Consider the following 14,532-nt stretch of genomic DNA (forward strand, 5'->3'; position numbering starts at 1 on the left):
GCGGCTGGCGGCCCTGGTTCGTTCAGCACGTCCGGCGGGCCTGGCATGCCCGGCCCCTCCGGCGCTCCCGGCGAGGCGTCCGGCGCACTGTCCGCCGCCCCGTCACAGACCGGCCCCACCACCGAACTGCCGCCCAACTACGGCCTGTTGTCCGGGGCAGGCGCGGACTCGCTCGCCCGCGAACGCGCCGCCCTCGACGCGGCCGACCACACCTCGCCCGGCACCACCGGCTCGATCCCGCCGGTCGGAGCCAACGACGCGACCCTGCGCCGCCCCGCTCAGGCCGCGCAGAGCGGCCCGCTGCCCGCGCACTGGGTGCTGCTGCTGGCGGTGCTGCTCGGGCTCGCCGCCGGGTCCGTCATCGGGCTGCTCACGCTGATCTGAGCCTCGCCAGCTGGCCGCGCCCGCCGCGCTTCACCGGTCCGCCAAACCTCTGCGCTCGCCACTCGCCGTGTCCGCGAGCCCGCCGTGCCCACCCGAACTTGCCCGGACGGGCGCCCTCGGCGGGCACTCCCGGGCCGATTTCTTCACTCCGATCCCACACCGATGACCTGCGATTCCTTGCCCGGTGAGGCCACTGCGAGTCACCCTGTACCGTTTTCGGTGTGATTCTCGCCCAGAACACAGTGACCACCATGTCCCTGCTGCCGTCGTGGCTGGACCCGCAGCATCTGCTGAACGGGCTGACGGTGCCCGTGATCGCCGTGCTGTGCTTGATCATCTTCATCGAGAGCAGCATCTTCCCGGTGCTGCCCGGCGACTCGCTGCTCTTCACCGCGGGCCTGTTCATCGCGAACGGCACGCTGAAGGCTCCGCTGTGGCTGGTGTGCGTGCTGGTCACGGTCGCCGCGCTGGTGGGCAACGTCGCGGGGTACTACCTCGGCTACTTCGTCGGGCCGAAGCTGTTCAGCAGGCCGGATTCGAAGTTCTTCAAGCAGGAGTACGTCGACAAGACGCACTCCTTCCTGGAGAAGCACGGTCCGAAGGCCGTCGTGCTGGCGCGGTTCGTGCCGTTCGTGCGGACGTTCATCACGTGGATCGCCGGCATCGGCCGGATGGACCCGAAGCGCTACTTCACGTACACGGTCATCGGCGGCATCCTCTGGGCCGCGGGCATCACCGTGCTGGGTTCGCTGCTCGGCAACATCGGTTTCATCCGGGACAACGTCGACGCGATCTTCGTCCTCATCGTGCTGGTGTCGGTGGTGCCGATCGCCATCGAGTACCTGAAGAGCCGCCGCGAGAAGAAGGCGGCCCCGGCCGACAATTCGGCCGACGTCACGCAGCAGATTCCGCGCGTGCGCGACTGACTCTCAGCTCTCACACGACGAAGCGGCGTCCGGACTTTCCCGGACGCCGCTTCGTCGTTTCCGGATCAGTCGGTCATCGAGAACATCGACCCCGGGTTGAAGAGATTTTCCGGGTCGAGGGCCTGCTTGATCTGCCGGTGCACGCGAATCCCGACCGGCCCGATCTCGCGGGCGAGCCATTCGCGCTTGATCTTGCCGACGCCGTGCTCGCCGGTCACCGTGCCGCCGAGCGACAGGCCGACTTCGAGGATCTCGTCGAACGCCTGCTGGGCGCGCGCGAACTCTTCCTCGGAATCGGGCGCGTACACGATGGTCGGGTGCATGTTTCCGTCCCCGGCGTGCCCGACGACGGCGATTTTGAGGCCGACTTTTTCGCTGATCCGCTCGCAGCCGCGGATCAGTTCGGCGATCCGGGTGCGGGGCACGCTGACGTCGTCGGTGAGCCAGACGCCGTAGGTCTCGAGCGCGGTCAGGACGACGCGGCGGGCCTGCAGCAGCATCTTGCCCTCTTCGAGGTCGTCCGTGGCGTAGACGAGGTCCGCACCGCAGTCGGTGCAGATCTGTTCAAGCAACGCCAGTTCGCGACGTGCTGCCTCGCCGCCAGCGTCGGACTGGCCGAGCAGCAACGCCTGACAGTCCGAACCCGCGCCGAGGTCGGTGTTGAGGTAGGTCTCGGACGCCTTGATCGACGCCGCGTCCATGATCTCCAGCAGCGACGGCACCAACCCCTCGCGCACCGCCCGCGCGACCGCTTCGCCAGCCGCCTCGGTGGTGTTGAACCCAGCGACAAAAGTGGCCGGGGCCTGCGGAAGCGGCCGCAGCGAGACGGTCGCCTGAGTGATGACGCCGAGCGTGCCCTCGCTGCCGATGAACAGCTTGGTGAGGTCGTACCCCGCGACGCCTTTCACCGTGCGGCGACCGGTCTTCAGCAGCGACCCATCGGCGAGCACGACCTCCAGTCCAAGCACCGAATCCGTGGTCACGCCGTACTTCACGCAGCAAAGCCCACCCGCGTTGGTGGAGAGATTGCCGCCGATGGTGCACCAGTCGTAGCTGGACGGGTCAGGCGGATAGAAGAGGCCGTGCTTCTCCACCGCGGACCGAAAGTCGAGGTTGACCACCCCCGGCTGCACCACCGCGAGCCGGTTGCCCGCGTCGACCTCGACGATCTCGTTCAGTTTGGTCAGCGACAGCACGACACAGCCGTCGATGGCGTTGGCCGCGCCGGAAAGCCCGCTACCCGCCCCGCGCGGCACGATGGGGACTCTCGCTTCAGCACAGGCACGGACCGTCGCCTGCACTCCCGCGGTATCCGCCGGAAGCACTACCGCCAGTGGTTTTCCCGAGGGAGCGAGCGGCATCATGTCGCGCGCGTAGGCGTCGGTGACGTCAGCGTCGGTGAGCACCGCGGCCGGGCCGAGGTCGTCCCGAAGCCGCTGGAGGAGGGCGTCGTTGCTCATCTCCGCATGGTAAACCGGGATCTCCGCAGTGCGGAATATTAATTCCGATATTAGCTGGTCCGCAGGGCACGCAGGACGGTGTCGCGCGTGTGCGGGGTCCCCGGAGGCGCGGGCCTCACCCGCGGCCGACTCTCCTTGACGAGGACGGTCCACTCGTCGCCGAGGACCTGCGCGATGTCGTCAGGCTGGCAGTAGTCGCCGTGCTCCTGCCCGAGATCCCGTGGATCGTGACTGCCGAAGAGGAACGTCCCGCCCGGAGCGACCGCGTCGAGCAGCTTCCGCAACACCCGGCTGTCCTTGCGAAGCGGGAAATACTGCACGCTGACGAGGTCAAACGCCCGAGCCGGAACCGGACTGGCGGCCAGATCCGAACACACCCAAGCAATCCCAGCGTTAGCAGCGGCCGCCCGCTGCAAGGCGGTCCGGGAGATGTCGAGCGCCGTCACCTGCCAACCGCGCGAGGCCAACCACCGCGCATCGGCCCCCTCACCGCACCCAACGTCCAACGCCTGCCCCGGCGGCAACCCCTCGACCTCGGTAACCAGCACACCGTTCGGCTCACCACTGAACAACTGCTCCTGGCTGCGATAGAGATCCTCCCAAGCCTGCGCGTCCTGCGGCTGGCCTTGTGCTTCGGACTTTCCGGACGGAACCATTTTCGCGACCACCTCCACCCGTTCACGATTCCGCTGGCCGAGGTTGACGGCAAGATTCTTTGCTGGAACCGCAAAACTGGTGGGGGTGGGGCGCTTCTCCAGCAACGGGCGCTGGTGACAGCCGGATGGGATGCTGCTCGGATGCCGCATTTTGTTTGCTGGCAAGGGAAATGGGCTCGGCTGACAACGAATTGCGCCGCCCCGCTTCCAGCTGCGCTCCGGTTCCGCCTGACCGCTCACCAGTCGCAGCAGGCGAGGTCCGGCCACCACCGCCGGTGACCGCGCCCGGCAGGTGGCGCGGACGAGCGGCCCCCTTGCGCAGGCTGCCACCGGCCACGCGGCGATTCCCGCCCAGGCCGGTCAGGAACCGGGTTCCGCACCACCGCCTAGCTAGGCAGGTCCGTGGGCAAGCCCAAACCAGCTCGGCCCAGGCCAGTCGGTCGCAGCAGGCGGCGGGTCAGCTCCGGTCACCGCCGCAGGTTGGTGCACCGACCGTCCGGCAGGCGGCCCGAGCCACGGCACTCCGGCTCGGCGCAGGTGGCCGCCAACCGGGGCGGGAGTCGCTGCCCTGCCGGGCGGTACCGGCTCCGCGCCCCGCTCAGCACAGGTCGCCAACCGCGCAGCAACTCGTGCCCGGCCGAGCGCACCAGGTTCCGGACCCGGGCCCAGCGCAAGCCGCAACCGCACGGCAGCCCCTGCCCAGCCGAGCGCACCAGGCTGCGGACCCCGAGCCAGCACGAGTCGCCAACCGGCGCAGCGGCCCCTGCCCGGCACCGGTTTCGCGCCTAGCTCAGCACGGGTCACCAGCCGCGCGACGGCCCCTGCCCAGCCGAGCGCACCGGGTTACGGATCTCAGCCCAGCACGGGTCACCACCCGCGCAGCGGCTCGTGCCCAGCCGAGCGCACCAGGTTTCGGACCCCGGCCCAGCACGGGCCACCGGCCGCACGGCGATCCCTGCCCGGCACCGGTTCCGCGCCCCACTCAGCACGGGTCACCAGCCGCGCGGCGGCTCGTGTCCGGCTGAGCGCACCGGGTTCCGTGTCCGGCGAGGCGGCGGTGCCGGGGCAGAGGAACCCAGCCTGGGCCGCGTGCGGCGAGTGCGTCATGCGGACATCGCGGCCTCCTCCGGTTGGGTGGTCTGCGGGCGGTTTCGGCGGCGTCCCAACAGGAAGTACGCCTGCAGTGCCGTGTACACGAGGATCGCGGCACCGACCCACGCGCTTGTGTGCAGTGCTGTCACGAAGGACTCGCGGGCGGTGTTCAGCAGTTCCGCTCCTTCGGCCGCGGGCAGGGCGTGTGCGGTGGCTACTGCGCCGCCCAAGGTGTCGTGGGCTGCGGCGGGGGTGGTGGCGGGCAGGCCTGACTGGTAGACCGCCGTGGCGAGGCTGCCCAGTAGGGCGGTGCCCAGTGCGCCGCCTAGTTCGTAGCCGGTTTCCGAGATCGCTGACGCGGCACCGGCGCGGTTGACTGGGGCGGCGGAGATCACGAGGTCGTTCGTCAGGGTCTCCGACAGCGCAACTCCGCCGCCGACCAGGACGAATGCCACTACGACCGCGGCCAGGCCGGCGTCGGCGCCGATGGTGGTCAGGACCAGGAAGCCGGCCGCGCCGAGCAGGAGGCCGAGGCTGATCAGGACCGGGACCCGGACTCGGCGGGCGAGCCAGGCCGCTGCCAGGGCACCGACCACTCCGGCGACCGTCGCGGGCAGCATCCACAACGCCGCGATCAGCGGGGTCAGGCCGAGGACCAGCTGCAGGTACTGCGGCAGCAGGAACAGCAGGCCGACCAGCGCGAATACGCCGAGCAGGTTCGTGATCACCGAACCGGCGAACTTGCGGTTGGCGAAGAGCCCGAGGTCCAGCATCGGCTGCTCAAGCCGCCGCTGCCGGCGCACGAACACCACGCCCAGCGCGAGCCCGGCGACCATCGCGGCGCCAGCCGACCAGGTGAGCCCCGACGTCGCGGCGATCTTCACGCCGTAGACGACCGGCAGCATCGTGCCCAGCGACAGCAGCGCCGACCACGGGTCGAAGCGGCCCGGGTTCGGGTCGCGGAACTCCGGCAGCAGCAGCGGGCCCGCGACGAGCAGCAGCACCATCACCGGCACGTTGATCAGGAAGACCGAACCCCACCAGAAGTGTTCGAGCAGCCAGCCGCCGACGACCGGGCCAACCGCCATCCCGCCGGAGAACGCCGCGCTCCAGATCGCGACCGCGGTGCGCCGCGTGCGGTCCTCGGTGAAGATGCTGCGGATCAGCGACAGCGTGGACGGCATCAGCGTCGCACCGCCGACGCCCAGCAGCGCCCGCGCGACGATCAGCATCATCGGCGACGTGGCGAACGCCGCGAGCACCGAGGCCGCGCCGAACGCGGCACCGCCGATGAGCAACAGCCGCCGCCTGCCGATCCGGTCGCCCAGCGTGCCCATGAAGACCAGCAATCCGGCCAGGACGAACGAGTAGACGTCGACGATCCACAGCTGTTCCGCGCCCGTGGGCGCGAGATCCTCGCTGAGGTAGGGCAGGGCAAAGCCCAGGACTGTCGTGTCCACGCTGATCAGGAGGACCGGCAGCACCAGAACTGCCAAAGCCCACCACTGGCCTCCGCGCCGCACCATGGCGCACTCTTCCTTTCTTGAACCGTCTTTCTTATACCGTCCAGACGGTACAGTTTTGTTCCTGAGGTAGAAGGTAAACCGTCTGGACGGTATAGTCAAGGCGATGCCCAAGCCTTCAGCACGTGAACGCATCCTCGGCTCGTACGAGGTCATCCTCGCCGACCGCGGCCCGGCCGAGATCACCCTCGACTCCGTCGCGGCGCACGCCGGGGTGTCCAAGGGCGGCCTGCTCTACCACTTCGGCTCGAAGGACGCCCTGCGCGACGGCCTTCTCGAACGGCTGGAGCGGCTGACCGACGAAGACCTCGAACGCGCGCGCAACGCACCCGAAGGGGTGGTCCGGTACTACCTGCGCTCGGCGATCACCGACGTCGCGAGCGACCTGGCGCTGCACCGCACGACGATGGCCGCGATCCGGCTGGTGCTCAACGACCCGATCGCGGCGGAGGTGACCCGGCGCTGCACCGCGCGCGCCCGCGAGCTGATGCTGGAACACGTCGAGGATCCGCTGACGGCGGAGCTGGTGCTGCTGGTCGGCGAGGGCCTCTACATGCGCGCGGCACTGGGCGAGGAGGCGACGGAAAGCCTGCTGGAGCGGATCGACGAGATCGCGGACCGGCTCGAGGCCGGGGAGCCGGCCAAGGCAGTGATCGCGGCGGGGCAGGGGAAAGGCTGAGGAGCGGGGCCGCGAGACGCCGACGCGGTTGGGCTATTCAGGCACCGAGCGCCGGGAGCGGCTGGGCCGATTCAGGCACCAAGCACCGGAAGCGGCTGAGCCGATTCAGGCACCGAGCACCGGAAGCGGTTGGGCTGATCGGGCTGAGCCGAGGCAGGGCACCGAACGCGGCTGCCCGCGGAGGGACCGAGCCGCCGGGACCGCCGCGCGCATGACGAGGCCAGTGCATCTGGACCGACGCGGGGCCACGGCGGGACTCGCCCGAATACCGGTGCGCACATGCGGGGCACGGGGTTAGCCAGCAAGCCAAACCCCAAACGCGATCCACGCCCGATGCGGCCCGAGGTCGAATCCACGCCCGTCCCCCGAACGAAGCCGCGATCCACCCCGACATCAAAAGCCCAAGATGCGAGCCACGCACCAAACCCAAGGCGCGCGAGCACAACGCGGGCCACGCGCCAAAACCCAAGGCGCGCAAGCAAAACCCAGCCCAGCCGACCTCTCAGCGAGCCAGCCCGTAAACCCGCTCGATCTCCACCGTCAGCACCAGCCGCCGGTCCGCCACCATCGCCTCGCGGTACTCCGCCCAGTCGGGATGCTCGCCCGCCACCTCCCGGTACAGCGCGATCAACGCCTCCACCGCCTCGTCGTCCGGCGACGACGCGACCGGCGACAGCACCGCCCGCCCCTCCGCCACCGCGTACGACCAGCCATCCGGCGACGACACGTGGTAGCTCACCCGCGGATCCCGGCGCATGTTCTTCGTCTTCGCGCGCGTATCCGTAATCGACACCCGCAACTGCCGCGCCTCCCGATCGAAGTGGTGCGTCACCGTCGACAGCTGAGGACGGCCGTCTCGCTTCAGGGTCGCCAGGACGCCCCGCTTGCTCGCCGCGATGAGGTCGTAGAGCGCTGTGTCGTCAGTCATACCCCTATGAAACCCCGGCAAGACGGATCTGTTCCCGCCCGAGACCCCCAGTGACCAGGGGCGTCCCAATATCGGGAGAAAACGGACGCTACCCCTCCGGTTGAAATCTGCTTGCATGCGGCAACTAAAGTGTCTTGTGACACAACCACGGGTCGGCCGCTTGCGAAATACGCCGTACGGGCACACTCTTGCTTGAGGCAACTAGTTGCAGTCGCCAACCAATGGTTTGCTCCATCCCAAGGAAGACCCACATGGCACCTCAGAACTCCGCCGTCAGGCCCGAGGCCGACCTCGACCTTGCCGACCAGCTCGGACACGAGCTGGTCCGGTTCATGCGCTTGATCACCAAGGCGAAGTCACAGGTCGCCAAGCACGGTCCGGACGGGATCGAAAGGGCCGCGTACGCGATCCTCTTCTGCCTCGTCCACGAAGGTCCGCAACGCACCAGCAAGCTGGCCGAGTTCCTGCACTCCGAGATCTCCACGATCAGCAGGCAGTCCAGTTCGCTCGTGCAGCACGGACTCGTCGAACGGCAGGCCGACCCCGAGGACGGCCGCGCCTGCTTGCTCGCCCCGACCGCCGAAGGCCTTCGCGTCTTCGACGAAAACCGCAAGCACCGCGCCCGGTGGCTCGCCGACGTACTCGGCGATTGGAGCCAGGAGGAGCGCGAGACGCTCAACGAGCTTCTCGCGCGGCTCAACACAGGTATCGAAAAGAACGATCCGTCGCTGTCCGACACCACGGCGACGGCACAGGCCAAGGGGGCCTCGAACGCATGACGTCCACCGTTGAAAAACAACCTCAGTCGCGAGGGGGAGCGCCCGCCGAAGACGGCGAAGGCGGTCCGCGGCTGACTCACCGCCAAATCGTCACGATCATCAGCGGCCTGATGTGCGGCATGTTCCTCGCCGCGCTCGACCAGACGATCGTGGGCACCTCGATCGTCCGGATCGCCAACGACCTGCACGGCTTCGACCTGCAGGCGTGGGCGACCACGGCGTACCTGATCACGTCGACCATCGCGACGCCGATCTACGGCAAGCTGTCCGACATCTACGGCCGCAAGCCGTTCTACCTCGCCGCGATCGCGATCTTCGTCGTCGGTTCGGCGGCCGCGTCGTTCTCGACGTCGATGTACGAACTGGCCGCGTTCCGCGCGGTGCAGGGTCTCGGCGCCGGCGGTCTGATGTCGCTGGCCATGACGATCATCGGCGACGTGGTCCCGCCGCGGGAACGCGCTCGCTACCAGGGGTACTTCCTCGCCGTGTTCGGCACTTCGACCGTGCTCGGCCCGGTGCTCGGCGGCTTCTTCGCCGGCTTCGACAGCCTCGGCGGCCTGCACGGCTGGCGCTGGGTCTTCCTGATCAACGTGCCGATCGGTGTCATCGCGCTGTTCGTCGTCGCGAAGGTGCTGAACGTCCCGCACAACCGCCACGACCATAAGATCGACTGGTGGGGCGCGCTCACCATGGTCATCGCCGTGGTGCCGTTCCTGATCGTCGCCGAACAGGGCCAGAAGTGGGGCTGGGGCGACCAGAAGTCGATCTGGATGTACATCATCGGCGGCGTCGGCATCGTGCTGTTCATCGTCGTCGAGAAGCTCATGAAGGACGCCGCGCTGATTCCGCTGCGGCTGTTCAAGAACTCGACCTTCACCGTGGCCATCATCGGCGGCGTGATCGTCGGTGTGGCGATGTTCGGCGCGATCACGATGATCCCGCAGTACCTGCAGGTCGTGCAGGGCTACACGCCGACCGAATCGGGCCTGCTGATGCTGCCGCTGATGGTCGGCATCATGTCCAGCTCGATCATCTCCGGCAAGATCACCTCGAAGACCGGGCGCTACAAGATCTTCCCGGTCGTCGGCACGATCCTGATCGCCGCGGGCGCGTTCTTCTTCGCCATGGTCAAGTACGACACGGCGATCTGGCACCCGCTGCTGGCCGCCCTGATCATCGGCCTCGGCCTCGGCCAGTGCATGCAGACGCTGATCATCGCGGTGCAGAACGCGGGCCCGCGCAAGGACATGGGCGTGTCGACCGCGTCGGCCACGTTCTTCCGCCAGATCGGTGGTACCGCCGGGGTCGCGGTGTTCCTGACGATTCTGTTCAACGTCCTGCCGGGCAACATCACCAAGGCGTTCGGCGGGCACCTGCCTCCGGGCGCGGGCGCCAACCTTGGCGACCTGTCGAGCAACACGAGCGTCATCCAGACGCTGCCGGAAGCGGTGCGCACGCCGATCCTGATCGGCTTCACCGACTCCATCACCACGGTGTTCTGGGTGGCGGGCGGCGTCGCGCTGCTGGCCACGCTGGTGCTGCTGTTCATGAAGGAGATCCCGCTCGCGGGCATGAACCCGGCGGCGGCCGCGGTCGAAGGCGGCGAGGCGCTGCTGGACCTGGACGAGAAAGCTCCGGTTTCGGACGACGACACCGCGGAGTTGAAGACGGGATCGCTGTTCGAGGAGGCCCCGAAGCAGGAGCCGGTGCTCGTCGGAGCCGGGGGCAGGCATGCCCTGACCAACGGCCACGGCGACGCGCAGGCGGTGGCTGACGCCCGGCCGATGCCGATCACCAACTCGGTGGCCGACGCGGAACTGGGCATGACCACCGGCGGCGTGCCGGTCACCGGCCACGTGCGCCGCCAGGACGGCAGCCACGTGAGCGCGGCCGCGCTGACGCTGATCGACCAGCAGGGCCGTCAGGTGGCGCGGGCGACCGGCAACGGCGACGGCAGCTACTCGATCCCGACCCAGGGTCCGGGAACGTACGTGCTGATCGTGTCCGCTCCCGGGCACCAGCCGCAGGCCTCCAGCGTGATCGTCGGCGGGCACCCGGCGAAGCTGGACGTCACGCTCACCGGCTCCGGCGAGCTGACCGGCGTGGTCCGTTCGATCGGCACCGCGACCCCGCTGGCGAACGCGACGGTCACGCTGACCGACTCGCGCGGCGAGGTCAACGGCGCGTTCATCACCGCCGAGGACGGTGTCTACACCTTCAGCGGCGTCGGCGCCGGGCAGTACACGCTGGTCGCGAGCGGCCCGCACTACCGCCCGGTCGCGGTCACCCTGACGGTGCCCGACAGCGGCGTGCTGCGCCACGACGTCGAACTCGCCGGCGCGGTGCTGCTCCAGGGCGTCGCGCGCACCGAGGGCGACCGGATCGTGCCGGACGCGCGGATCACCGTGCTCGACGCGAACGGCAACGTCGCGGCGGTGGCCCGCACCGACAGCGAGGGCCGGTACGTGGTCAGCGACCTGCCGATCGGCTCCTACACGGTCGTGGCCAGCGGATACCCGCCCGCCACGAGCCAGGTGACGCTGGACGACGGCGAGGCGCAGCACGACGTGCGGCTGAGCTACGACCAGGCGCTCGACGAGCTGGTCGACCGGTCATGAGCGGGGGCCTGCGCGCACAGCTGCGCTCGAACGGCGGATGGCCGGTCGAGAACGCGGTGCTCACGGTCACCGACTTGAACGGACGACAGGTCGCGCGGCAGGTCACGGACGCGAAGGGGGCAGTGGTCACCGATCCGCTGCCCCCGGGCGTCTACACCGCCGTGATCACCGCGCCGGGGTACACGCCGCTGGCCCGGACCGTGCAGATCGGCTCCGACGGGGCCGGGCTGCTCGGCGACATCGCGCTCGTGCCGGTCTCCGGCGCGGTCGAGCTGCCGCCGGAGGGTCCGTGGACGATCGACCCGATGCACTCGTCGGTGGTCGCCACCGCGCGGCACATGGGCATCGCGAGCATCAAGGTGCGGTTCCCGGACGTGGCCGGGCGGATCGACGTCGCGCGTCCGGTGGAGCGGTCGACGGTGCGCGCCGAGATCAAGGCGGGCAGCATCGAAAGCGGCATCAAGATGCGCGACGACCACCTGCGTTCGGCCGAATTCCTCGACGTCGACGCGTATCCGCTCATCACGTTCGAAAGCACCGGGCTGTCCCAGCTCGGCACGGACAACTGGGCGCTGCGCGGCGTGCTGACGCTGCACGGCGAACGCCGCGACGTCACCCTCGACCTGCGCTACACCGGACACGGTCCGGACCCGTGGGGCGGCGTGCGTGCCGCGTTCCACGCCGAAACGCAATTGCACCGCAACGATTTCGCGATCAACTACAGCGCGATGGTGCGGGCCGGCGTGGCCGCGATCGGCACGACCGTCAAGGTGGAGCTGGACATCGAGGCGGTGCAGGGCGAGTCCCTGCCGCAGTTCTGAGAAATCCGCGACAGGCCGCCCGGGAACTGTTCCGGGCGGCCTGTTCGTTGTTAAGGGCGAAAAGGGTGAACAGTCTGGTTACCCCAGGAATACCCAAAGTCACCGAATGCGGAGGATTTGATGGTTGCGTACTGCAGCCGGTCCCAGCCACGTAGGCTCTTCGCGTGAACCTCGCCGCCGCCCAGCCCGCGCACGCCGCGGGAATCGGCCTGAGCTGGCTGGATACCGCCGGCCCGGTGCTCGTCTGGGTCATCGTGCTGTCGTTCGTGCTCATCGAGTGCGCGCTCATCATCGGGCTGTTCCTGCCGGGCGATTCCCTGCTGTTCGGCGCCGGAGTGGTGCTGGCCCAGCACGGATCCGACCTCAACGCGTGGCTGCTGTCCGGGGCCGCGCTGCTCACCGCCGTGTTCGGCAACCAGATCGGCTACTACATCGGCCGCGGCGCGGGCACCACGCTGATCGCCCGGCGCGGCGGGCGGATGCTCAACCGGCACAACCTCGAACGCGCGCAGGAGTTCCTGGACCGCAAGGGATTCTTCGCGATCGTCGCGGCGAGGTGGATCCCGTGGATCCGCACGCTGGCCCCGCTCATCGCCGGAGCCGCGCGGATGGATTCGCGGCGGTTCCTGCTCGCCACCACCGTCGGCGGGCTGCTGTGGGTGCCGACGCTGGTGCTGCTCGGCTACTACGGGGCGGGCCTGCTCGACGCCATCCCGTGGGTCAAGACCGCGGCGCTGTGGGTGAGCATCGCGTTCTTCGTGTTCGGCACCGGATACGGCGTGCTGCGCTACCGCCAGGAAATGCGGCGTCCGGTCGACGAACCCGACGACGCGCACGCCTGAGTTCTCACGCCGGGTCGGACCACACTTCCAGCTGGATGCCGTCCGGATCGCGGAACACGATCACCGCCGAGCCTTCGAAGGTCTGCGATTCGGTCGCGGGCAGGTAGGACACGCCGTACTCCCGCAGCCGGTCCTCCCATTCGGCGACCTCGGCGCGCGACGACACCGAGAACGCGACATGGTCCAGACCAGTGCGTCTTTCGTCGAATACCGGCCGTTCGGTGTCCGGATGCTGGACCAGCACCACGGAGAAACCGTCTCCCGCCGAACGCAGGACTACCTTGCGGACCCCGGTTTCCGGGTCTTCGCGCCGATGGCTTTCCTCGAGGTCGAGCACCCGGACGTACCAGGGAACACTTCGGTCCACATCGGTCACGGTGAGCGCCAGATGGTGCACAGACGTGAGCTTGGGCATGACTTTCGCGGCCGTCCTTTCAACCCCTCGTTCCAGACTGGCACACCGGGACAACCGCGACGGACGAGTTCACCGACTTCCGGGGTCAATCGTGATCTGGCCGTCTCCGGGCGTCTCACAGTCCGGGAGGATCAGCGGCCGCCGCCGACCTCGAGCACCGCGCCCACGGTGAAGGACGCGTCCGGGGACAGCAGCCACAGCACGGCCGCGGCGATCTCGCCCGGCTGCCCCGCGCGCCGGAGCGGGATCACGGCGCTGAACCGCTCGGGCCGGTCCGGCATCCCCGCTGCGGCGTGCAATCCGGTCTCGACCAGGCCGGGCGACACGACGTTGACCCGGATTCCCTCGTCGGCGACCTCCTGCGCGAGGCCGAAGCTGAGCGTGTTGACCGCCGCCTTGGACGCCGCGTAGTGCACCCATTCGCCCGCCGACCCGGTCCGCGAGGCCGTGGAAGACACGTTCACGATCGCGCCGCCGGACCCGCCGTACCGCGTCGACAGCCGGCGCACCGCCTCGCGGCAGCACAGGAAAACGCCGGTGACGTTGACGTCCAGCACCCGGCGCACGGTCTCGGCGCGCTGCTCGTCGAGCCGGCCCGGGGTGTTGCCGGTGATGCCTGCGTTGTTCACCACGCCGACGAGCGGGCCCAGCTCGGCCGCCGCCGAAAAAAGGTTGCTGACCTGCTGTTCGTTGGAGACGTCGGCACGGTACGCAAGCGCTTGCGCGCCGTGGGAACGCACCCGTTCGGCGACCTCCTCGGCCGGGGCCGGGTCGCCGGAGTAGTTCACCACCACGTCGTAACCGCGGGTGGCGGCCAGTTCGCAGATCGCCGCGCCGATGCCCCGGCTGCCACCGGTGACGACCAAAACCCCCACGAGCACTCCTTAACCAGGTTTCAGCGGCTCCACGAACTGGGCGTCGAGCCACCGCATCTGCGCCATCCACATCCACCACGTCGCGTCGTCCGGACAGTGCTGCCCGTCGACCGCCTCGCCCTGCAGCCACGCCCCCAGCAGCGCGGTGATCGCCGTGCACACATCCAGCAGCGCGCGTCCCCACCACCATTGGTGCATCGGGGTGTGCAATTCGAGGACACCGCCGTGTTCCGGCAGCACCGACAACGCCCACTCAAGCCGGGTGCGGACCTCGGCGAGCACCTCTGGTTCGAGCTGCGGTTCGCCGCTGGCCTCCCGCATCCGCTCGACCAGCAGCGCCAGCCGCGGATCCGGGCCGTGCACAGCGGGTTCGGAAAGCCGCCGCTCGACCAGCGTCCGCAGCCCGTTCAGGTGCGTGCGCACCAGCGGGACGTACGGCGGGTACAGCACGGCGATCCTGGCCTCGCCCGCCCGATCCCACGTGACCGCGCCCGCGTAGGGGTCCGTCGTGGCCGGGTCCTCGAACAGCACCTG

Annotated in this window: 15 protein-coding genes; 7 read left to right on the forward strand and 8 right to left on the reverse strand. The window is 69.2% G+C overall.

Annotated features, from left to right (window positions below; genetic code table 11):
• Positions 1-45 precede the first annotated feature (45 nt).
• Together RPX00_RS12110 and RPX00_RS12115 are read left to right on the forward strand one after the other, a co-directional pair.
• Positions 46-384: a hypothetical protein gene (locus tag RPX00_RS12110; RefSeq protein ID WP_406642880.1), complete on the forward strand. Its 339-nt coding sequence runs from the start codon at positions 46-48 to the stop codon at positions 382-384.
• Between the two features lie 221 nt (positions 385-605).
• Positions 606-1,310, forward strand: a complete 705-nt coding sequence (locus RPX00_RS12115; protein WP_406639612.1) for a DedA family protein — start codon at positions 606-608, stop codon at positions 1,308-1,310.
• A gap of 65 nt (positions 1,311-1,375) precedes the next feature.
• Here the strand turns inward: RPX00_RS12115 and RPX00_RS12120 are convergent, their stop codons facing one another.
• The 4 genes from RPX00_RS12120 to RPX00_RS12135 all read right to left on the reverse strand — a co-directional run bounded on the left by RPX00_RS12120 (position 1,376) and on the right by RPX00_RS12135 (position 6,197).
• On the reverse strand, positions 1,376-2,770 hold the full coding sequence (locus RPX00_RS12120; protein WP_406639613.1) for an FAD-binding oxidoreductase: 1,395 nt from the start codon (positions 2,768-2,770) through the stop codon (positions 1,376-1,378).
• Between the two features lie 50 nt (positions 2,771-2,820).
• Positions 2,821-3,531 (reverse strand): class I SAM-dependent methyltransferase, encoded by a 711-nt coding sequence (locus RPX00_RS12125; protein ID WP_406639614.1) that lies wholly within the window; start codon positions 3,529-3,531, stop codon positions 2,821-2,823.
• A gap of 762 nt (positions 3,532-4,293) precedes the next feature.
• On the reverse strand, positions 4,294-4,533 hold the full coding sequence (locus tag RPX00_RS12130; RefSeq protein WP_406639615.1) for a hypothetical protein: 240 nt from the start codon (positions 4,531-4,533) through the stop codon (positions 4,294-4,296).
• Positions 4,530-6,197, reverse strand: coding sequence for an MFS transporter (locus RPX00_RS12135; protein ID WP_406639616.1), 1,668 nt, complete (start codon positions 6,195-6,197; stop codon positions 4,530-4,532). Before RPX00_RS12135 ends, RPX00_RS12130 begins: the two co-directional genes overlap by 4 nt.
• Here RPX00_RS12135 and RPX00_RS12140 point away from each other — a divergent pair.
• On the forward strand, positions 6,148-6,720 hold the full coding sequence (locus RPX00_RS12140; protein ID WP_406639617.1) for a TetR/AcrR family transcriptional regulator: 573 nt from the start codon (positions 6,148-6,150) through the stop codon (positions 6,718-6,720). The genes RPX00_RS12135 and RPX00_RS12140 overlap by 50 nt on opposite strands.
• A gap of 502 nt (positions 6,721-7,222) precedes the next feature.
• Here the strand turns inward: RPX00_RS12140 and RPX00_RS12145 are convergent.
• Positions 7,223-7,648 (reverse strand): PPOX class F420-dependent oxidoreductase, encoded by a 426-nt coding sequence (locus RPX00_RS12145; protein ID WP_406639618.1) that lies wholly within the window; start codon positions 7,646-7,648, stop codon positions 7,223-7,225.
• Between the two features lie 251 nt (positions 7,649-7,899).
• On the opposite strand from RPX00_RS12145, the gene RPX00_RS12150 reads away from it, so the two are divergent.
• From RPX00_RS12150 to RPX00_RS12165, 4 genes are all read left to right on the forward strand, one after another.
• The gene (locus RPX00_RS12150) at positions 7,900-8,427 is read left to right on the forward strand and encodes a MarR family winged helix-turn-helix transcriptional regulator (protein WP_406639619.1); all 528 of its coding nucleotides are present in this window, start codon (positions 7,900-7,902) and stop codon (positions 8,425-8,427) included.
• A complete protein-coding gene (locus RPX00_RS12155) occupies positions 8,424-11,045 on the forward strand; it encodes an MFS transporter (RefSeq protein ID WP_406639620.1) in 2,622 nt (873 codons plus the stop codon). The genes RPX00_RS12150 and RPX00_RS12155 overlap by 4 nt, the downstream gene beginning before the upstream one ends.
• Positions 11,042-11,866, forward strand: a complete 825-nt coding sequence (locus tag RPX00_RS12160) for a YceI family protein (RefSeq protein ID WP_406639621.1) — start codon at positions 11,042-11,044, stop codon at positions 11,864-11,866. The genes RPX00_RS12155 and RPX00_RS12160 overlap by 4 nt, the downstream gene beginning before the upstream one ends.
• Positions 11,867-12,030: 164 nt before the next feature.
• Complete coding sequence (locus tag RPX00_RS12165; protein ID WP_406639622.1) at positions 12,031-12,708, forward strand: DedA family protein; 678 nt, start codon at positions 12,031-12,033, stop codon at positions 12,706-12,708.
• A 4-nt stretch (positions 12,709-12,712) separates the two neighbouring features.
• On the opposite strand, the gene RPX00_RS12170 is transcribed toward RPX00_RS12165, so the two are convergent.
• From RPX00_RS12170 to RPX00_RS12180, 3 genes are all read right to left on the reverse strand, one after another.
• Positions 12,713-13,123 (reverse strand): VOC family protein, encoded by a 411-nt coding sequence (locus tag RPX00_RS12170; RefSeq protein ID WP_406639623.1) that lies wholly within the window; start codon positions 13,121-13,123, stop codon positions 12,713-12,715.
• Between the two features lie 131 nt (positions 13,124-13,254).
• The gene (locus RPX00_RS12175; RefSeq protein ID WP_406639624.1) at positions 13,255-13,998 is read right to left on the reverse strand and encodes an SDR family oxidoreductase; all 744 of its coding nucleotides are present in this window, start codon (positions 13,996-13,998) and stop codon (positions 13,255-13,257) included.
• A gap of 9 nt (positions 13,999-14,007) precedes the next feature.
• Positions 14,008-14,529 (reverse strand): hypothetical protein, encoded by a 522-nt coding sequence (locus RPX00_RS12180; protein WP_406639625.1) that lies wholly within the window; start codon positions 14,527-14,529, stop codon positions 14,008-14,010.
• Positions 14,530-14,532: the final 3 nt, after the last annotated feature.

This window comes from Amycolatopsis sp. WGS_07 (genome assembly GCF_045278895.1).
Taxonomy (GTDB): Bacteria; Actinomycetota; Actinomycetes; order Mycobacteriales; family Pseudonocardiaceae; genus Amycolatopsis.